This is a genomic window from Cellulosimicrobium sp. So1_17 (assembly GCF_055181235.1).
Genome location: NZ_CM143702.1, coordinates 2,585,891 through 2,605,090, shown reverse-complemented (window position 1 = coordinate 2,605,090; position 19,200 = coordinate 2,585,891). Strand labels below are relative to the sequence as shown.

16 protein-coding genes are annotated in these 19,200 nt (G+C 74.8%); 8 read left to right on the top strand and 8 right to left on the bottom strand.

Annotated features, from left to right (window positions below; translation table 11 throughout):
- Positions 1-5: 5 nt before the first annotated feature.
- Positions 6-1,235, bottom strand: coding sequence for a glycosyltransferase (locus tag ACZCLJ_RS11425; RefSeq protein WP_463103765.1), 1,230 nt, complete (start codon positions 1,233-1,235; stop codon positions 6-8).
- Between the two features lie 67 nt (positions 1,236-1,302).
- Positions 1,303-2,391, bottom strand: coding sequence for a hypothetical protein (locus ACZCLJ_RS11420; protein ID WP_463103764.1), 1,089 nt, complete (start codon positions 2,389-2,391; stop codon positions 1,303-1,305).
- Positions 2,392-2,602: 211 nt separating this feature from the next.
- Here ACZCLJ_RS11420 and ACZCLJ_RS11415 point away from each other — a divergent pair, with 211 nt between their 5' ends.
- From ACZCLJ_RS11415 to ACZCLJ_RS11400, 4 genes are all read left to right on the top strand, one after another.
- A complete protein-coding gene (locus ACZCLJ_RS11415; protein WP_463103763.1) occupies positions 2,603-5,515 on the top strand; it encodes an MMPL family transporter in 2,913 nt (970 codons plus the stop codon).
- On the top strand, positions 5,512-7,641 hold the full coding sequence (locus tag ACZCLJ_RS11410; protein WP_463103762.1) for a YhgE/Pip family protein: 2,130 nt from the start codon (positions 5,512-5,514) through the stop codon (positions 7,639-7,641). Before ACZCLJ_RS11415 ends, ACZCLJ_RS11410 begins: the two co-directional genes overlap by 4 nt.
- A 77-nt stretch (positions 7,642-7,718) precedes the next feature.
- Positions 7,719-8,777, top strand: a complete 1,059-nt coding sequence (locus ACZCLJ_RS11405) for a chymotrypsin family serine protease (RefSeq protein WP_463103761.1) — start codon at positions 7,719-7,721, stop codon at positions 8,775-8,777.
- A 78-nt stretch (positions 8,778-8,855) separates the two neighbouring features.
- Positions 8,856-9,122 (top strand): hypothetical protein, encoded by a 267-nt coding sequence (locus ACZCLJ_RS11400; protein WP_463103760.1) that lies wholly within the window; start codon positions 8,856-8,858, stop codon positions 9,120-9,122.
- Positions 9,123-9,142: 20 nt separating this feature from the next.
- On the opposite strand, the gene ACZCLJ_RS11395 is transcribed toward ACZCLJ_RS11400, so the two are convergent.
- Entirely contained in the window at positions 9,143-10,369 is a 1,227-nt protein-coding gene (locus tag ACZCLJ_RS11395) for an alpha/beta hydrolase family protein (protein ID WP_463103759.1), read from the bottom strand.
- 78 nt (positions 10,370-10,447) lie between these two features.
- Between ACZCLJ_RS11395 and ACZCLJ_RS11390 the strand changes: the two genes are divergently transcribed.
- Entirely contained in the window at positions 10,448-12,535 is a 2,088-nt protein-coding gene (locus ACZCLJ_RS11390) for an NHL domain-containing thioredoxin family protein (RefSeq protein ID WP_463103758.1), read from the top strand.
- Between the two features lie 115 nt (positions 12,536-12,650).
- Here the strand turns inward: ACZCLJ_RS11390 and ACZCLJ_RS11385 are convergent, their stop codons facing one another.
- From ACZCLJ_RS11385 to ACZCLJ_RS11370, 4 genes are all read right to left on the bottom strand, one after another.
- Positions 12,651-13,115: a PTS sugar transporter subunit IIA gene (locus ACZCLJ_RS11385; RefSeq protein ID WP_463103757.1), complete on the bottom strand. Its 465-nt coding sequence runs from the start codon at positions 13,113-13,115 to the stop codon at positions 12,651-12,653.
- Positions 13,115-13,345 carry a glucose PTS transporter subunit EIIB gene (locus tag ACZCLJ_RS11380; protein ID WP_251152160.1) on the bottom strand — a complete coding sequence of 77 codons (231 nt, stop codon included), beginning with the start codon at positions 13,343-13,345 and terminating at the stop codon, positions 13,115-13,117. Before ACZCLJ_RS11380 ends, ACZCLJ_RS11385 begins: the two co-directional genes overlap by 1 nt.
- A 77-nt stretch (positions 13,346-13,422) precedes the next feature.
- Positions 13,423-13,668 carry a glucose PTS transporter subunit EIIB gene (locus tag ACZCLJ_RS11375; RefSeq protein ID WP_251152161.1) on the bottom strand — a complete coding sequence of 82 codons (246 nt, stop codon included), beginning with the start codon at positions 13,666-13,668 and terminating at the stop codon, positions 13,423-13,425.
- A 12-nt stretch (positions 13,669-13,680) separates the two neighbouring features.
- The gene (locus ACZCLJ_RS11370; RefSeq protein WP_251152162.1) at positions 13,681-14,496 is read right to left on the bottom strand and encodes a GntR family transcriptional regulator; all 816 of its coding nucleotides are present in this window, start codon (positions 14,494-14,496) and stop codon (positions 13,681-13,683) included.
- A 267-nt stretch (positions 14,497-14,763) separates the two neighbouring features.
- Between ACZCLJ_RS11370 and ACZCLJ_RS11365 the strand changes: the two genes are divergently transcribed.
- Positions 14,764-16,197, top strand: coding sequence for a PTS transporter subunit EIIC (locus ACZCLJ_RS11365; RefSeq protein ID WP_463103756.1), 1,434 nt, complete (start codon positions 14,764-14,766; stop codon positions 16,195-16,197).
- Positions 16,194-17,900: a phosphoenolpyruvate--protein phosphotransferase gene (ptsP, locus tag ACZCLJ_RS11360; protein ID WP_463103755.1), complete on the top strand. Its 1,707-nt coding sequence runs from the start codon at positions 16,194-16,196 to the stop codon at positions 17,898-17,900. Before ACZCLJ_RS11365 ends, ptsP begins: the two co-directional genes overlap by 4 nt.
- A 1-nt stretch (position 17,901) precedes the next feature.
- Here ptsP and ACZCLJ_RS11355 read toward each other — a convergent pair whose 3' ends face one another.
- On the bottom strand, positions 17,902-18,171 hold the full coding sequence (locus tag ACZCLJ_RS11355) for an HPr family phosphocarrier protein (protein WP_251152164.1): 270 nt from the start codon (positions 18,169-18,171) through the stop codon (positions 17,902-17,904).
- Between the two features lie 111 nt (positions 18,172-18,282).
- On the opposite strand from ACZCLJ_RS11355, the gene ACZCLJ_RS11350 reads away from it, so the two are divergent.
- Positions 18,283-19,167 (top strand): sugar phosphate isomerase/epimerase family protein, encoded by an 885-nt coding sequence (locus ACZCLJ_RS11350; RefSeq protein WP_251152165.1) that lies wholly within the window; start codon positions 18,283-18,285, stop codon positions 19,165-19,167.
- Positions 19,168-19,200: the final 33 nt, after the last annotated feature.

Below are 19,200 nucleotides of genomic sequence, written 5' to 3'. Positions count from 1 at the left end.
CGGGCTCATGCGCGGGGTCCGAGCGCCGCGAGCCGGGCCGAGGTGAGGACGTGCTCCGCGAGGTCGCGTGCGCCGTCGTGCGCGGCGAGGACCGCGCCGACGGCCTCGGCACGACGCCGCAGCGCGTCGTCGGCGAGGAGGCGTCGGACGGTAGGGACGAAGCGCGGTGCGACGTCGGCCGGGTCGAGGACCTCGCCCGTCCCGAGGCCGACGGCACGCCCCGCGTTCCACCGCTGCTCGTCCTGCCCCGGGAGCGCGAGCAGCGGGCGGCCGAGCGCGAGCGCCTCCATGACGCTCGTGTGCCCGCCGTGGGTGACGACGAGGTCGGCGGCGCGCGTCCACAGCATCGACTCGTCGGTGAGCTGCAGGAGGCGGTCCGCCCGGTGGTCGGCGAGCAGCGCCGGGTCGACGTTCGGTCCGGTGACGAGGACGGTGTGCGCGGGCACGTCGCCGAGCAGCCCGGCGACGGTGCGCAGGGTGGCGAACCCCTGCGCGGTGCCGCCGAGCGACACGAGGACGACGGGAGCGTGCGGGTCCAGACCCAGAAGCGTGCGGGCCTGTGCCCGGTCGGGGACCGTGAGCGGGTCGGACGCGAGAACCGGGCCGACGTGTCGGATCTCGTCGACGGTCCGCAGCGCCGCGACCGACAGCGGGTCCCGGACGTCGGCGAGCGGCTCGAACGCCGAGCGGTCCGGCACGTAGACCACGTCGCCGAGCAGCCGGCCGGCGACGTCGCGGGGGACGCCGAGGCGGTGCAGCGCCGGGGTCACGTCGCGCACCACGTCCGGGAACGGGAAGGAGAAGAAGCCGGTGTTGACGACCGTGGCCGACCGCACGCCCTCGAGCCGCGCCGAGACCGGACCCGTCACGCGGAAGTCGGCGAGCACGACGTCGGCCCCGACCTCGCGGACCAGCGCCCGCTCCTCCTCGAGCGCGACGCGGAGGTACTCCTCGTCCGCGAGCCGCAGGCGGGGCGCAGGGCGGTGCCCGGGTGACGCCGCGCCGTCGGGTGAGGACGTGACGTCGGGCGACCCCGCGTCGTCGGACACGGGTGGCAGCGGTGGCAGCTCGGTGAGCGTCGCGGTCGGGACGCCGCGCGCCTCGGGCCAGCGCCGGGCGTCGGCGGCCACCCCGACGACGACCTCGGCGCCCCGCGCCATGAGCTCGGTGGCGATGCGCGTGGAGCGCACCACGTGCCCGAGGCCGTGGTAGAAGGGCAGGATCACGACGCGCACGGACGCTCCTTCGCGGCTCGGTCCGACCGGCGGTGGCTCCGCGCGGCCGGGTGCGGTGGACGGTCGGTCAGGCGAGCACGCCGCCCCTGAACCAGGCGGTCGCGCCCCGGTCGATGAGGACGGTCCCGCGCGGCCCGGCCGCGGTGACGGCGTTCACCCACAGCTCCTCGAGCCGTGCGCGGGCCGCGGCGACGCCCTCGTCGTGGGCGAGGAGCGCGAGCAGCTTCGTGGTGCCGGAGACGGTGTACGCGCCGAGCTCGACCTGCGCCGCCCGCCCGAGGAAGCCGGGCACGTCGGCCCGGACCCGGCGGACCGCCGCGAGGAGGTCGGGATCCTGCTCGGCGAGGCGCGTGGTCGCGGGGTCGTCGAGGAACCGGGACAGGGCGTCCGCCGAGTCGAGCAGGCGGCGGGTCTCGACGACGACGTGGAAGTTCTCCACGGGCTTGGTCACCGGGACGTCGGTGCCGGCGTCGATGTCGAGGACCGTCCACAGGAGCATGTCGCGCAGGTTGCCCGGCCAGATCTTCTGGTTGGTCGTCGGGTGCGTGCTCGACCCGGCGTACGCGGTGCTCGTCTCGCTGTTGGTGGAGAACGAGTACACCCGGAGGCCGTCCTGCGCGACGGCGCGCGTCACCTCGACCTCCCGCGCGACCCGGCCGAGGGTGACGATCCCCGTGCCGCCGGAACGGTGCACGACGGCCGCGAGGTCGTGCAGCAGGTCCAGCGTGGCGCCGCCGTCGGGCTGTCCGTCGGCGCTCAGACCCCACTGGCCCGCGCGGTCGAGCGCGATGCTGAACGGGTCGACGACGAGCTCGAGCCCGCGGTCCCGGGCCGCGGTGGCGAGCCCCGCCACGGTGCCCACCCACGTCTCGCGTCGCCGCGCCCAGGCACCGAGGTGCGGGACGGTGTCGTCGAGGAGGCGGACCACGACCCCCCGCAGACCCAGGGCGGCGACCTCCGCGAGGCGCGCCGCCGCCGCCGCCGTGCCGAGCCGCTCGTAGCCCGGGATGCTCCGGCTCGGCAGCGCGGAGCGCGCGTCGAGCCGCAGGTCCACGTCCAGCGGCTGCAGGAACGTACCCGGGTCGATCGTCACGTCGCGCGCTTCCGTCAGCCGTCGCGACATGCCCGCGGCCCGCATCGTGGCAGACGCCTTCATCTGTCCTCCCCCCAGAGGAGCGTCACGCTAGGGGGAACGGTGGGAGCGCTGCCACATCTGCCCGGATGGTGGACACATCGGTGTCCAGGACGCTCCCTGCGCTCGCCCGGTGCGGGTGGGTCCGAGGGCGCGGGGCCGACGTCGCCCGCTCCCTCCGGAGAGCAGCGGCGTATCGTCAGAGCTCTCCCGTCGACACGGTCCGGAGGCCGCGGTGTCCTCAGCGCTCTACTCCCTCGGCCGCTGGGCCGTCCACGCCCGCCGTCTCGTGCTGCTGGCGTGGATCGGGATCCTCGTGGTCGTCGGCGGGTTCGCCGGCCTCGTCCAGCAGGGCCTCGACGACGCCGTCACCATCCCCGGCACCGAGTCGCAGGCGGCGCTCGACCGGCTCGCCGCGACGTTTCCCCAGGTCAGCGGGGCGAGCGCACAGGTGATCGTGGTCGCGCCCGACGGCTCGACCATCGAGGACGACGCCGTGCGCGGTCCCGTCGAGGACGCCGTCGACGCGCTCGGCGACGTCGACCACGTCGCCGGGGTCACGTCGCCCTACGACGACACCGTGCCCGCGTCCGTCAGCGACGACGGGACCGCGGCGCTCCTGACGGTCCAGCTCGACCAGGGCGAGAGCGAGGTCGCCGACGCGACGAAGGACGCGCTCGGCAGCGCGGTCGACGACCTCGAGGCCGCTCTCCCCGACGGCGCGCAGGCGTCCCTCGGCGGTCAGCTCTTCAGCACCGAGTTCCCCACGCTCACGGTGACCGAGGCGCTCGGCCTCCTCGTCGCGCTCGTGGTGCTCGTCATCACGTTCGGCTCGTTCGTCGCCGCCGGCCTGCCGCTGCTCAACGCCGCGATGGGAGTCGGCGTCACCATGGGCCTGCTGTTCGCCGCGACCGCGGTCGCCCAGATCAACTCGACCACCCCGATGCTGGCCGTGATGCTCGGGCTCGCCGTCGGCATCGACTACGCGCTGTTCATCGTCTCGCGCCACCGCGACGAGCTGGCCACCGGCCTCCCGGTCGACGAGGCGGCCGCGCGGTCCGTCGCGACGGGCGGCTCCGCCGTCATCTTCGCCGGCCTCACCGTGATGATCGCGCTCGTCGGCCTCGGTGTCGCCGGCATCCCGTTCCTCACCGTCATGGGTGTCGCCGCTGCCGTCGGCGTCGGTCTCGCCGTCCTCGTCTCGGTCACGCTCCTGCCCGCGATGCTCGGCTTCGCCGGCGAACGGCTCCGGCCGAAGGCTCCCCGAGCGCGTCGCCGCGGACGCCGTCGGGCGGGAAAGGCGCCCCGGGCCCGGTCGGTGAGGCAGGACGCGTCCACGTCGGACGCCGACGACGCGAGGGTCGACGGCGCGCCCGCCCCGGACGCGAGCGCGCCCACGACGTCGACCGCGTCGACCGGCGTCCAGCACCACAACCGGTTCTTCGCGGGCTGGGTGCGGACCGTGACGCGGGTGCCGCTGCTGACGATCCTCGTCGTGCTGGCGGGCCTCGTGCTGCTGACGCTCCCCGCGAAGGACCTGCGGCTCGCGCTGCCCGACGCAGGGACCCTGCCCGAGGACAACCAGGCGCGCGTCACGTACGACCTCGTCTCGGAGCACTTCGGGCCGGGCTTCAACGGGCCGCTCATCGTGACCGGCACGATCGTCACGTCGACGGACCCGGTCGGCCTGATGGACGACCTGGCCGACGAGATCGGCGACCTGCCCGGCGTCGCCGACGTGCCGCTCGCGACGCCGAACCCCAGCGCGGACACGGGCATCGTCCAGGTGATCCCGACGGGCGCTCCCGACTCCGAGGAGACGAAGGACCTCGTCACGCAGATCCGCTCGCAGCACGACCACTTCCTCGACGAGTACGGCGTCGACCTGTCGGTCACGGGGTTCACGGCCGTCGGGATCGACGTGTCGGACAAGCTCGGGGCGGCGCTCCTGCCGTTCGCGCTCGTCGTGGTCGGGCTGTCGCTCGTCCTGCTGACGATGGTGTTCCGCTCGATCGCGGTCCCGATCAAGGCGACGGTGGGCTACCTCTTCTCCGTCGGCGCGGCGTTCGGCGTGGTGACCCTCGTGTTCGAGCAGGGCGTCATGGCGGACGCGCTCAACGTCACGCGCCTGGGCCCGGTGATCAGCTTCATGCCGATCGTCCTCATGGGCGTCCTGTTCGGCCTCGCCATGGACTACGAGGTGTTCCTCGTGTCGCGCATCCGGGAGGACTACGTCCGCTCCGGCCAGGCGCGACGGTCGATCTCGACGGGGTTCCAGGCATCCGCGAAGGTCGTCACCGCGGCGGCGATCATCATGTTCGCGGTCTTCATCGCGTTCGTGCCCGAGGGCGACATGAGCCTCAAACCGATCGCGCTCGGGCTCGCGGTCGGCGTGCTCGTCGACGCGTTCCTCGTGCGCATGACCCTCGTCCCCGCGGTGCTCGCCCTGCTCGGCGACCGCGCGTGGTGGATGCCGCGCCGGCTCGACCGTGTCCTGCCGTCGTTCGACGTCGAGGGCGAAGGGCTCGCACGCGAGCTCAGGCTGCGCGACTGGCCGGAGCCCGGCGCGACGGACCCCGTCGTCGCGCACGGCCTGGAGGTCGCGGGTCCGCGGGGCCCGCTCGCCGCGCCCGTCACGGTCCGCGTGCCCGACGGCGGCACGCTCGTCGTGCACGGCGCGTCGGCCGCCGCGGTGACCGGGGTGGCGCTCGCGCTCGCCGGGCGCCTCAAGCCGTCGGCCGGGGCGCTCAAGGTCACGGGCCTCGTGCTGCCCGAGCGCGCGTCGAGCGTGCGGCGTCGGGTCGCCGTCGTCGACCTCGCCGCGGACGCCGCTGCGCTGCCCGGCGACGCCCCGGCCCCGGCGGCGCACCGCACGCACCCGGCCGCCGCCGTCGGGGCCGTGCTGGCGGAGCACCCGCGCGTCGTCGTGGTGCTCGGGACCGACGCGGTCTCCGCGCCGGACGAGCGCGCCGAGCTCGCGGTGGCCGTCGGCCGGGGGACCGACGCCGGGACGGCGGTCGTCCTCGGGTCGGTCGGGGCCTTCCCGTCCGACCTGGCCCCGCCCGGATCGCAGGTGCTCGACCTGCAACCTCCCGAGCCCGCCCCGGCGGAGCAGCCGACGACCGATCTCGAGGAGGTGCGCGCATGAGCGCAGCCGTCCCGGGCCCGGGCCCGCGCGTCTCCCGGCGCCGTCGGGCCTGGACCGTCGCGGCCGCCGTCGCGCTGCCCCTCGTCGTGCTCGGCCTGCTCCTGTGGGCCCTGTGGGACCCGCAGGAGCGGCTCGACACCGTGCAGGCGGCGATCGTCAACCACGACGAGCCCGTCGAGATCGACGGGCAGACCGTGCCCCTCGGGCGCCAGCTCACCGCGGGTCTCGTGAGCGGCGGGGCCGCGTCGACCGACACGGGACCGGTCGCGGTCCAGCCGGCGGCCGGCACGACCAACTACGACTGGGTCGTCACCGACTCTGCGGACGCGTCGGCGGGCCTCGCCGACGGTACGTACGCCGCGGTCGTGACCATCCCGGAGAACTTCTCGGCTGCGGCCACGTCGTTCAGCGGGGACGACCCGTCGGCCGCGACGCAGGCCACGCTCTCGGTCGAGACCGCGCCCGGCGGACGTGTCGTGGACGAGGCGCTCGCGCGCATCGTCACGACCACGGCGTCGACGGTCCTCGGGCAGACCCTGACGGAGAACTACGTCGACGGCGTGCTGGTCGGCTTCACGACCCTGAACGAGCAGCTCGGCGAGGCCGCTGACGGCGCGACGCAGCTCGCGGACGGCGCGTCCGACGCGAACGACGGCGCGGTGCAGCTCGCCGACGGCGCCGGCCAGGTCGCGACGGGCGCGGGCGAGCTGGCCTCGGGGGTGGGCGAGCTCGCCGCCGGGGCGGACGAGCTCGCGGCCGGGACGTCGCAGAGCGCCGACGGCGCGGCGGCGCTCGCCGAAGGTGCCGGCGCTCTGTCCGGCGGGGTCCAGGGCGTCGCCGGCGGTGCCGCGCAGCTCTCCTCGGGCGTCGCCGACCTCGGGGCGGGGGTCGCGCCCCTGCCCGCGCAGGCCACGGAGCTCGCCGACGGTGCGCAGCAGGTGTCGGACGGCGTCGGGCGGCTCGTGCAGGAGAACGTCGTGGGCCTCGACGCCGCGAAGCGCGCCGCCGGCTGCGCCGACGACCCGACGTCGGACGTGTGCCAGCGGCTCGACGCCCAGATCGCCCAGCTCCAGCAGCTCGCCGGCGCGGCGCAGCAGGTCGCCGACGGGAACGCCGCGCTCGCGGGCGACCCGGCGTCGTCCACGGGCCTGTACGGTCTCGCGGCGGGCGTCCAGCAGCTCGTCGGGGCCTCGCAGCAGCTCTCCGACGGCGCGGCCCAGGCGGCGACCGGGGCGTCCGGTCTCGCGACCGGCGCGGACGACCTCGCCGCCGGGCTCGACCAGCTCGACGCGGGCGCGTCCGGGCTCGCGGCGGGCGTCGGCGAGCTCTCGACGGGGGCGGACCAGCTCGCCACCGGGACCGAGGGGCTGGCGACGGGCGCGACCGACCTGGCCGGCGGCGTCGGGCAGCTCGCCGACGGCTCGTCCGACCTCGCGGACGGTCTGGGGGAGGCGGTCGGCCAGGTGCCCTCGTACACCGACGACGAGGCCACGCACCTGGCGTCGGTCGTGGCGAACCCGGTCGAGGCGCCCGGGACGGACGGCCTCGGCACCGGCTCGACCGGGCCGCTGTTCGCGGTGCTCGCGCTGTGGCTCGGGGCGCTCGCGGTGTTCGTCGCCTTCCCGCCCGTGCCGGCGCAGCTCCTCGGTTCGACGCGCGGTGCCGGTCGCCTCGCGCTCCGGGCCCTCGCCCTGCCTGCCGCGATCGGTGTCGCGACGGGTCTCGTCGTCGGCGGCGTGCTGGCCGCCGTCGAGGACGCGAACCTCGGCGGGTGGCTCGGGCTGCTCGCCCTCGGCGCACTCTCGTCGGTCGTCTTCGTCGCGCTCAACCAGGCGCTCGCCGCGCTGCTCGGCAACGTGGGACGCGCGCTGAGCCTGCTCGTCGCCGTCCTCCTCGTCGCGACGGGGATCGTCGCGACGGTCCCCGCGGCGCTCACCGGTCTGCGCGACCTGCTGCCCGTCGGGTCCGCGCTCGGCGCGCTCACCGCGGTCGTCGACCCCGGCGCCACCGGAGGAGCGGGCGACGTGGTGTCGCTGGTGATCTGGGCGCTCGTGTCGGTCGCGGTGACGACCCTCGTCGTCGCCCGGCGCCGGACCGTGCGCGTGGAGCAGCTCCTGCGCGCCTGACACCGGCGCGTCGCGGCCGCCGTGTGGGCGGCGGACGCCAGACTCTCTCGGGCAGGCGGCGAGAGGGACGGTGCGACATGGACCAGCAGAAGGCACGAGAGATCAAGACGCAGCTCGCGGACTACGCGCGCGAGCTCGCCGAGCGCAGCGGCGCGGTCATCGAGGCGAGCGGGGTGCCCGACGGCGCGGTGGACGCCGTGCGCGCCCCGACGCTCGCGCTCGGGCTCGCCCCGCGCGACGGCGGCGGGTACGCCATCGCGGTCCGGTACCGGCTCGGCGTGCCCGCGGCACGCAGCATCGCGCGAAAGGTCGCGTCGGAGGCCGGGGACACGGTCGACGTGCGCCGCACCGGGCGGATCCGCCCGCTCGCGGCACCGGACGCGGCGGACCCCTCGGCACCGGGCCTGCGCCCGCCCGTCGTGACGGCGCAGGCGTCGGGCGAGACCGGTCGTGCGCGGCCGCTTCGTCCCGGTGTGTCGATCGCGAACGTCGACGTCACCGCCGGGACGCTCGGCGCGTTCGTCCGGTCGACGACGCCGGTCGAGGGCGCTGCCGCGGACGCCGTCTACGCGCTCTCGAACTGGCACGTCCTGGCGGGCTCGACGACGGCGGAGGTCGGGGACGTCGTCGTGCAGCCCGGCCCGGCCGACGGCGGCGGGCCGCGCGACCGGGTGGGCACGCTCGCTCGGCTCGTGCCGCTCGTGGCGGGCGAGACGCAGACCGTCGACGCGGCGATCGCGCTGCTCGACGACCCGGAGGTGGACCTCGAGTACCCCGTCGGCCGCATCACGACGACGGCGCGGGCCGAGGGCGGGGAGGTGGTCGGCAAGATCGGGCGCACCACGTCCGTCACGAGCGGCCGCGTCACGGCGATCGAGCTCGACGACGTCGTCGTCGGCTACGGCGACGAGCTCGGCGCGCTCCGCTTCGACGACCAGATCGAGGTCGAGTCCACGGGCAGCGGCCCGTTCTCGCGCGGCGGCGACTCGGGGTCGCTCGTGTACCGCGAGGACGGTGTGGCGCTCGGGCTGCTCTTCGCCGGGTCGGAGACGGGCGGGACGAACGGGACCGGCCTCACGTACTGCAACGCGATCGACACGGTGCTCGAGCGGCTGGGCGTGACGCTGCTGGGGTGACGGCCGGGGCCGTCAAGACCTCCGTCCCGTGACCTCGCGGCTCGCAGGGTCCACAATGGTTCGAGGAGGTGGTGCCTCGTGGCGACCCTCGAACGAGCACGCGACGCCAAGACGATGCTGCGCGACGAGATCGCGGGCACGGACGGCGTGACCGGCGTCGGGCTGACCCGCTCGGCCGCGCACCCCGCACGGCAGCATGCCGACGCGGTCCGGCAGGGCGGAGACGACTGGGTCCTGCGGGTCAACGTGACGTCGCGCGACGTCGTCGTCCCGCAGTCCGTGGACGGCGTGGACGTCGAGGTCCGCGTCGTCGGCGCGGTGACGCCGAGCGCGCCGACAGGCTGAGCGTGCCGGGAGGCTGAGCCTCAGTCGCCGAAGCGCTCGTCGAGCCAGTCGAACATGCGCTGCTCGGTGAGGGCTCGCGCGAGCGGCTGGCAGTGGTAGTTCGCGCCCTCGTCCGCCGTGAACCGCACGACCGTCGAGACGTCCGGGGAGAGCCGCGCGAGCTCCTGGGACTGGCCCGGCCAGAACTGCTCGTCCTCCGGGTCGGTGAGGAGGAGCGGCGTGGTGATGCGTGCGGCGACGTCCCGGGCGTCGTACCTGCGCACCTCGCGCATCGTCGCGGCGTAGCCCTCGACGCCGTACGGGCGGGCACGGAACCGCCACGTGCGGGCCGTCGCCCTGGACAGCCGCATCCCGAGCTCCATGTCGCGGTCGAACGCGTGGTCGTCGCCCTTGTCGAGGAGCTTGAGCAGGCTCTTGGGCACCTGCGCCTCCCACGAGGCGGCGACGTCGACGACGCCCGGGTCGAGGACCGCCGCCACGGGCCGGTGCTCGAACGCGAGGGCGCGCGCCACCCAGTAGCCCGCCTGGCTGATGCCGTACACCGCGATCCGCTCCGGGTCGACGACGGGACGACCGGCGAGCGCGTCGACCACCGGCGTGAGGACGGCCTCGAAGTCGGGGCGGAACGGGACGCCGTGCTCGAACAGCATCGACTGCTGCCCGGGGCCGTCGAACACCAGCGCGTGGTAGCCGCGGGCCAGCGCGCCGTGCACGCACGCGCTCCACAGCGACGGCAGCGAACCGTCCGAGCCGTTGACGGCGACGACCACCGGCCTCGGGCCGTCGGTCCCGGACCCCGCTGCCGCGCGGAACAGGTAGCCCGGCAGGGTCCTGCCCTCGTAGGGGATCGCGACGCGCTCGACGTCGAGGCCGGACGTGTCGACCCACCGATCCCACTGCGCGCGGTGCTTGCGGAACGTCGGGAGCAGCGCGTCGTCGGACTCCAGCGCCGCCACCGCGTTCACGGCGACGGCGTAGTACGTGGCCGCGCGCAGCGACGCCGCGGCGGCGCTCGTGCGGTGGCCGGCCCGTGCCGCGTCGTCGGCCTGGCCCGCGGTGCGGTCCCCCAGGTCGGACCACGCGGCAAACCACGCGTCGTGGTCCTTCTCCTTGACGCCCCCGACGGCGGCGAGCACCTCGCCGACGTCGGACGCACCGGAGAACGCATGGCCCAGGACCGTGCGGATCTCGTAGTCGAGGTCGTGGCTGCCGGAGAACCCGGCCGTGAACGGGTCGTGACCGGACATGATGCCCCCTCGCCGACGGGTCGGACGTCTCCCAGGGTGCTCCTCCCCGGGAGATCCGACCAGCGGGGACAATGAGGCGTGACATCTCGCGCTCCCCGGTCGACCACCACCCGCCTGCCCCGTGTCCGCGCCTCCGCGCTGCGCGGTCGCGGCTGGCTCAACACCGGCGGCAAGGACGTGACCCTCGCCGACCTGCGCGGCAAGGTCGTGGTCCTCGACTTCTGGACCTTCTGCTGCGTCAACTGTCTCCACGTCCTCGACGAGCTGCGCGAGCTCGAGGAGGCGCACCGCGACGAGCTCGTGATCATCGGCGTGCACTCGCCGAAGTTCGAGCACGAGGCCGACCCTGACGCCCTGGCTGCTGCCGTCGAGCGGTACGAGGTGCACCACCCCGTGCTCGACGACCCCGAGCTCGTCACGTGGTCCGCCTACACCGCGCGCGCCTGGCCGACGCTCGTCGTCATCGACCCCGAGGGGTACGTCGTCGCGCAGATGGCAGGGGAGGGCCACGCCTCGGCGATCGCGGCGCTCGTCGATGAGCTCGTCGCGGAGCACGACGCGAAGGGGACGTTGCACCGGGGCTCCGGTCCGTACGTCCCGCCAGCGCCCACGTCGGGCACGCTGCGGTTCCCCGCCAAGGCGATCACGCTGCCGGGCGGCAACCTGCTCGTCGCGGACGCCGGTCACCACTCGCTCGCCGAGCTCGCGCCCGACGCCGAGACACTCGTCCGCCGCATCGGGACCGGCGAGCGCGGGCTCGTCGACGGCGCGTCCGACGTCGCGCGGTTCAGCGAGCCGAACGGGTTGTGCCTCGTGCCCGACGAGCTGCGGTCGTCGCTCGGGTACGACGTGCTCGTCGCCGACACGGTGAACCATGCGTTGCGGGGCGTGCGGCTGGCGGACGGCGTCGTGACGACCGTCGCGGGGACCGGTGAGCAGTTCATGGTCGGTGGGGTCGAGAACGTCGTGCTGGCTCGTGGGGATGTGGCCGCCCCCGCCTCCCACCTCTCGCCGGACCGTCGCCTCGGTCCCTTCGATCCCCGTGCCACGAACGAGCCGCTCGACGTGAAGCTGTCGTCGCCGTGGGACGTGGCGTGGTCCGGCGAGCTGGGCGGTTTCGTCGTCGCGATGGCCGGGAACCACACCCTGTGGGCGTTCGACGGGGGGTGGAAGATCGGGCTGCTCGCCGGGACGATGAACGAAGGGCTCGAGGACGGGCGCGGCGAGGATGCGTGGTTCGCGCAGCCGTCCGGGTTGGCCGTGGCTGCCGACGGGGCCGTCTGGGTCGCGGACGCGGAGACGTCGGCGCTGCGCCGTGTCGACGGGCTGCGTGGCGGCGTCGCGGTCGTGCCGGACGGAGTGTCGGTGCGGACGGCCGTCGGGCAGGGGCTGTTCGACTTCGGGCACCGGGACGGGCCGACCGACCAGGCGCTGTTCCAGCACCCGCTGGGGGTCGCGGTGCTGCCCGACGGGAGCGTCGTCGTCGCCGACACGTACGACGGCGCGATCCGTCGCGTCGTGCTCGACGGCGCGGCGTCGGGCGCCGACGTCGGGGACGACGCCGCCGGGACGCGGCTCGCGGGCGAGGTCACGACGCTGGCGACCGGGCTCGCCGAGCCGAGCGACGTCGTCGTGCAGGTGGTCGAGGACGCCGACGGGCCGGCGCAGGTCCACCTGCTCGTCGTCGAGTCGACGGCGCACCGGATCACGCGCGTCGCGCTGCCCGCCGACCTCGCGGGAGAGGTGCTCGACGGCGGCGCGCACCGCACGCAGCGACCCGTCACCGAGATCGCGGCCGGGGCGCTGCGGCTCGACGTGCCGTTCGTGCCCGCGCCCGGTCAGAAGCTCGACGACCGGTTCGGGCCGTCGACCGAGCTCCGGGTGAGCGCCACGCCGCCGGAGCTGCTGCTCTCCGGGGCGGGCACGGGTACCGATCTCGGCCGCGACCTCTCGATCAACCCCGCCGTGACCGAGGGGGTGCTGCACGTGACGGCTCGGGCTGCGTCGTGCGACGTCGTGCCGCTCGGACCCGACGGCCGGCCGGACCCGGACGTCTTCCCTGCGTGTCACCTCGCGCAGCAGGACTGGGGCGTCCCGGTGCGTGTCGTCGCCGGGGACGGCACGCCGGCTGACGTCCCGGTGCTCACCCTTCCGCTGCGCGGCTGACGACGAACCCTGACCCGTCGGGCACCGCACGGTGCCGAACCCCGGGTTGTGCGCCGTAGATCGGCCGGAACGACCGACAACCCGGGGTTCGGCAGGGGACCTGCCACGCCGACGGTCACTCCCAGGTGAGCAGCTCCTCGCCGTGGGAGGCCCACGCGCCGGTCTCGGCGAGGGGTGTCACGGCGTCGGCCTTCGCCTCGAGCGCGACGACGGGGCACACCGCGGACCGGCCGCCGGCGCGGACGGCCGCGGGGTCCCACGAGACGAGCACGGTCCCGCGCTCGACGTGGGCGCCCTGCGCGACGTGCGTCGTGAAGCCCTCGCCGCCGAGCTTCACCGTGTCGATGCCGAGGTGCACGAGGACGGCACGGCCGTCGTCGTGCTGGACGACGAACGCGTGCGGGTGCAGCTTGACGACCGTCCCGGTGATCGGCGCGACGGCGACGCCGCCCTGCGCGTCGTCGGGCTCGACCGCGAGCCCCGGGCCGACGAGACCGGCGGAGAAGACGGGGTCGTCGACCTCGCTCACGTCGACGACCGTGCCGGTCACGGGCACCAGGACCGTCAGCGGAGCGCCCATCAGCGGAGGTCCTCGATGTCGCTGGCCAAGGTGTCCGCCTCGGGCCCCACGATGACCTGGATCGCGTCGCCCGAGCGCACGACGGCGATCGCGCCGGCTGCGGTGAGTGCCGCGTCGTCGACGAGCGCCGGGTCGTCGACCTCGACCCGCAGCCGCGTGATGCACGGTTCGAGGTCGAGGACGTTCGCGTCGCCGCCGAGGGCGCGGAGGATCTGTTCTGCCTTGCTCACGGGGTGCTCCTCGTGGTCCGGTCCGGCCACGGCCGGTGTGCGGGTCCCGGCGGGCCGGGCTGGGTGGTGGGGCGTCGTCACATGAGGTCGGCCAGGTCGGACGCGATCGTGTCGACCTGGGGGCCGACCACGACCTGCACGACACGGCCGTTGACCATGACGCCGAAGGCGCCGGCGCGGCGCAGCGCCGCCTGGTCGACGAGGGACGGGTCCTTGACGAGCGATCTCAGGCGGGTGGTGCACGGGTCGATCTCGTCGACGTTCTCCACGCCGCCGAGTCCGGCGAGGATGGTCGCGGCGCGCTCGGCGTCGGACAGGGTCATCGGTCCTTCCCTTCAGTCGGCACGGCCGGCGTCGGCCGGCGTCGGCACGGTGGCGAGCGGGACGTCGTCGTCCAGCGGTACGGGTCGGGGTCGCGGCACCAGCATGGGTCGCGCCTCGCGGAGGGGGACGACCACGCTGTAGCGGTCACCGCGATAGCAGGATCGCGAGTACATGAGGGGCTGGTCGCCGGCGAACGTCCGGCGCACGGTGCGCAGGACGGCGCGGGTCCCGCGCATCTCCAGCAGCGCCTGCTCCTGCGTGGTCGCCTCGGACGCGGAGATGGTGTCCTCGCCCCACGTCGGCGCGAGGCCGCGCTCGCGCAGCGCCCCGTACATGCTCGGGGGCACGCCGTCGTCGAGGAGGTCGGGGGCGAGGTCGCACGGGATCCAGACCTCTTCCACGCTCATCGGGGAGCCGTCCGCGGACCGCAGTCGCACCACGTGGTGCATCGGCGAGCCCTGGGGGCGGCCGAGCGCCTCGGCGACGGACGACGGCGCGGGCGCGGCGCCGGTCTCCAGCACCCGGGTGCCGGGTTCCATGCCGCGCCGTCGGGCCTCCTCGCCGAACGTCGTCAGCCGCATCTCGAAGTCCGCCCGCGGCGGGGCGACGAACGTCCCCCGCCCCTGCGCGCGCTCCAGGACGCCCTCGTTCACGAGCGCGTCGACGGCCTGCCGGACGGTCATGCGCGAGACGTTGAAGGTCTCCGTGAGCGTGCGCTCGGACGGGATGGCGTCGCCGACGTCGAGCTCGGTCGTCACGAGGTCGGCGAGGTACGCACGCACCGCGAGGTACTTGTGCTCACCGCCCTGTGCCCGTGACCTGCTCATCGTCGCGCGTCGTCCTCGTCCGTCGGTCGTCTGCTCGTGCACCCGCGCATTGTCCCGCCGGCCGCAGGAGACCCTGCGGAGGTGACGGACGCCGCCCGTGTGGCCCCCGTCACTCCCGGGGGTTGACACATCATGAGGTCTAGACCACTCTTCCTGCAAGTGGTCCAGACAACTGGACCGGCAACGACGCCCGCACCAGTCGCGCCACCGCCGCCGCTCGACGCCTGCCCGGCCTGACTCCAGGCCGCGACCCCAGAGGAGAACCACATGACCACCGTCGCGGAACCGACGAGGACGAAGAGGGGGATCCCCGGCTTCGCCCAGCTCCAGCGCATCGGGCGCTCCCTCATGCTGCCCATCGCGTCCCTGCCCGCAGCGGCGCTGCTCCTGCGGCTGGGTCAGCCCGACATGCTCGGCGCCGACGGCGTCGCGGGCACCTTCGCCTGGATGCAGCCGGTCGCGGACGTGCTCGGCGCGGCCGGGAACGCGCTCTTCGGCAACCTGCCGATCATCTTCGCGCTCGGCGTCGCGGTCGGGTACGCGAAGAAGGCTGACGGGACGACAGGCCTCGCCGCGCTCATCGGCTACCTCGTGTTCTCCGGGGTCAGCGACTCGCTCTCGCCGTACGTCCTCGGAGAGGCGCCGGAGGGGGAGACGCAGGAGCTCATCAACTACGGCGTGCTCGGGGGCATCGTCATCGGTCTCACCGCCGCGCTGCTCTACCAGAAGTACTACCGGATCAAGCTGCCCCCGTACCTCGCGTTCTTCGGCGGCCGGCGTTTCGTCCCCATCGTCACCGCGGGGGCGGCGGTGCTCATCGCCGTCGTCGGAGCGCTGATCTACCCGGCGTTCGACTGGCTCATCAACGACACGATCGGCGGCTTCGTCACCGGGTCCACGATCCTCGGCGCGTTCGTCTTCGGCACCCTCAACCGTCTGCTCGTCCCGCTGGGCCTGCACCACCTGCTCAACTCGCTCCCGTGGTTCCAGTTCGGCAGCTACGAGACCGCCGACGGCACCGTGGCGAACGGCGACATCTTCCGCTTCCTCGCGGGCGACCCCACGGCGGGCACGTTCCTCACGGGCTTCTTCCCGATCATGATGTTCGCGCTGCCCGCCGCGGCGCTCGCGATCGTCCACACCGCCAAGCCGAAGAACCGCAAGGTCATCGCCGGCATCATGGGCTCCGCGGCGCTCGTCTCGTTCGTCACGGGCGTGACCGAGCCGCTCGAGTTCGCGTTCCTCTACGTCGCCTACCCGCTCTACGTCATCCACGCCGTCCTCACGGGCACGTCCCTCGCGCTCGTCAACGCGCTCGGCATCCGTGACGGCTTCGGCTTCTCCGCGGGCGTCATCGACTACCTGCTGAACTTCCGGATCGCCGAGATGCCGCTGCTCCTCATCCCCATCGGCCTGGGGTACGCGGTGATCTACTACTTCCTGTTCCGGTTCGTCATCACGCGCTGGAACCTGCGCACGCCGGGCCGCGAGGACGACGACGAGCCGGGCCTCGCCACGCCGGACGCCACGACCGACGCACCCGCCGACGTCGTCGCTCCCTCCGCCGGCGCGTCCTCCGACGCCGCGACGTCCGACGCCGCCTCGACCGACCAGGGACGTCGGGGCCGAGGCAAGGACCCGGAGCGGACGGGCGCCGCTGCGGGCGCGACGTCCGACGCCCGCGGCGGAGGCGCGGCGTGACGGTCGCCGACGCTGCCCGGGTGGCCGACGCGGCCTCGGGGCTGACGGGGGTGCCGGTCAGCCCCGGCCGGGTGGTCGGCGTCGTCGTGACGATGCCGGCCCCCGTGCCGGAGCCGGACAGCGCACGGCTCCCCGAGGACGCCGACGTCGAGCTCGCGGTGACCCAGGTCCTGGCCGCGGTCACCGCCGTCCAGGAGGACCTCACCGCGCGGTCCGCGCGCGCCGAGGGCACGGCCGCCGAGGTGCTCGCCGTGACCGCGGCGATGGCCGCGGACCCCGCCCTCGCCCGGGACGCCGTCGGCCGCGTCCAGGAGGGGCGCACGGCCCCGGCGCGCGCGGTATGGGAGGCGGGGTCCGACGCCGCGTCGCGGCTCGAGGCGGTCGGCGGTCTCCTCGGCGAGCGGGCCCGCGACGTGCGCGACGTGCGCGACCGGATCGTCGCCGCGCTGCTCGGGCTCCCCGTGCCGGGAGTCCCTGACCCCGGGAGCCCATTCGTGCTCGTCGCCGACGACCTCGCGCCCGCCGACACCGCGCAGCTCGACCCCGAGCGGGTCCTGGCGGTCGTCACGCGCGGAGGTGGCCCGACGTCGCACACCGCCATCCTCGCGCGGGCTCTCGGCATCCCGGCCGTGGTCGCGGTCGACGGCGCGCTCGACCTGCGCGACGGCGAGACCGTGGTCGTCGACGGCGCGGCCGGGACCGTCGAGCGCGACCCGTCGGCAGCCACCGTCGCGGCCGTCGCGTCGGGGCGGCGCGAGCGGCGCACGTTCGACGGCGCGGGCCGGACCGCCGACGGCCGTCGTGTCGAGCTCCTGGCGAACGTGGCCTCCGGGGAGGACGCCCGTTCGGCGGCCGCGGCCGGGGCGGAGGGCGTTGGGCTGTTCCGCACCGAGTTCTGCTTCCTGGGACGGGCCGTCGAGCCGGGCGTCGACGAGCAGGTCGAGGCCTACCGCGCGGTGCTCGCGGCGTTCGGAGGCCGCAAGGTCGTCGTGCGCACGCTCGACGCGGGCGCCGACAAGCCGCTGCCGTTCGTCACCGCGGAGTCCGAGCCCAACCCGGCCCTCGGCGTCCGGGGCCTGCGGACGTCGCGGCGACACCCCGAGGTCCTCGACCGGCAGCTCGACGCCATCGCGCGGGCAGCCGCGGCGGAGGACGCCGACGTGTGGGTCATGGCGCCCATGATCGCGACCCCCGACGAGGCCGACGCGTTCGTCGCGCTGTGCAGCGAGCACGGGCTCGAGCGGGCGGGCGTGATGATCGAGGTGCCGTCGGCCGCCCTCGGTGCACGCTGGGCGCTCGCTCGCGCGACCTTCGCGAGCATCGGGACGAACGACCTCACGCAGTACACGATGGCGGCCGACCGCGAGGTCTCCGACCTCGCGCGCCTCGCGACGGCGTGGCAGCCGGCGGTGCTCGCGCTCGTCGGTGCCGCGTGCTCGGGCGCGGCGCTCAACGACCGCCCGATCGGGGTCTGTGGTGAGGCGGCGGCCGACCCCGTGCTCGCACCCGTGCTCGTGGGGTTCGGCGTCACCTCGCTGTCGATGACGCCCGTCGCGCTCGCGGACGTCGCGGCGGTGCTCGCCGCGACGTCGTCGGAGCTGTGCGAGGAGCTCGCGTTCCTCGCGCTGCAGCAGCCCACGGCCGAGGCCGCGCGCGCGGCCGTGCGCGCGCGGCTCCCCGTGCTCGACGAGCTGGGTCTCTAGGTCAGGAGACCGCGGTCTGCTCGAGGAACGCCGCGAGCGCGTCGAGCGACGCGGTCGCGCCGTCGCCGTCGTCCGCCGTGGCCAGGACGACCTCGTCGCCCGCGTCGACGCCGAGGGTCATGACGCCGAGGATGCTCGCCGCTTCGACGGGCTCGCCACCTCGCTTGGCGATCGTCACAGGGGTCGGCTGCGCCGCGGCCTCCTTGACGAAGAGCGCGGCGGGGCGGGCGTGCAGGCCCTCCGCGAGGGCGACGACGACGGGACGTTCCACGGGGCTCTCCAACCGACAGGTGGTCTGGACCACCTCATCGTAGGGGTCGGGGTGCGCGAGGGGAAGGGTTCGCTGGTGTGGGTCGCGGAGGACGGGTCTAGGGTGGCCCGCATGTCAGACGCGACGACGCCGCGGCCTCCCGCCGAGCCGGGAGAGCCGCGCATCCACGTCACGCTCTCCACCGCCAGCGTCTACCCGCGTCGCGCGGGCTACGCCTTCGAGGCGGCCGCCGACCTGGGGTACGACGGCATGGAGGTCATGGTGTGGTCCGACGAGACCACCCAGGACGCCGCGGCGCTCAACCGGCTCTCCGCCGACCACGGCATGCCGATCCGCAGCATCCACGCGCCGACGCTCCTCGTGAGCCAGCGCGTGTGGGGGCGCCCGCCGGGGCCCAAGCTGCGGCGCAGCGTCGAGCTCGCGCAGGAGGTCGGGGCGAGCACGGTCGTCGTGCACCCGCCGTTCCGGTGGCAGTACAAGTACGCGCGCGAGTTCGAGGAGCTGGTCCGCGAGCTCGACGAGACCGAGGGCGTGACGATCGCCGTCGAGAACATGTACCCCTGGCGCGGGCGCAAGCGGGAGATGCAGGCGTACCTGCCCGGCTGGGACCCGTCCGAGCACGGCTACGACCACGTCACGCTCGACCTGTCGCACGCGGCCGTCGCCCAGCAGGACGCCCTCATGCTGCTCGACGTGTTCGACGGCCGGCTGGCGCACGTCCACCTGGCCGACGGGTCGGCGTCGATCAAGGACGAGCACCTCGTCCCGGGCCGGGGTGACCAGCCGTGCGACAAGGTGCTCGCCGAGCTCGTGCGGCGCGGGTGGTCGGGCGACGTCGTCGTGGAGATCGCGACGCGTCGCGCGCGGACCGCGGCCGAGCGCAAGGAGGACCTCGCGGCGTCGCTGTTCTTCGCACGCACGTACCTCACGCCGGACCCGCACCCGACCTACGAACCGCCGCCGGGCCACGCGCACCGCCACCTCGACGCCTGGTGACGCGCGCGCCGACCGCGTGCGCGTCGTCGGGCA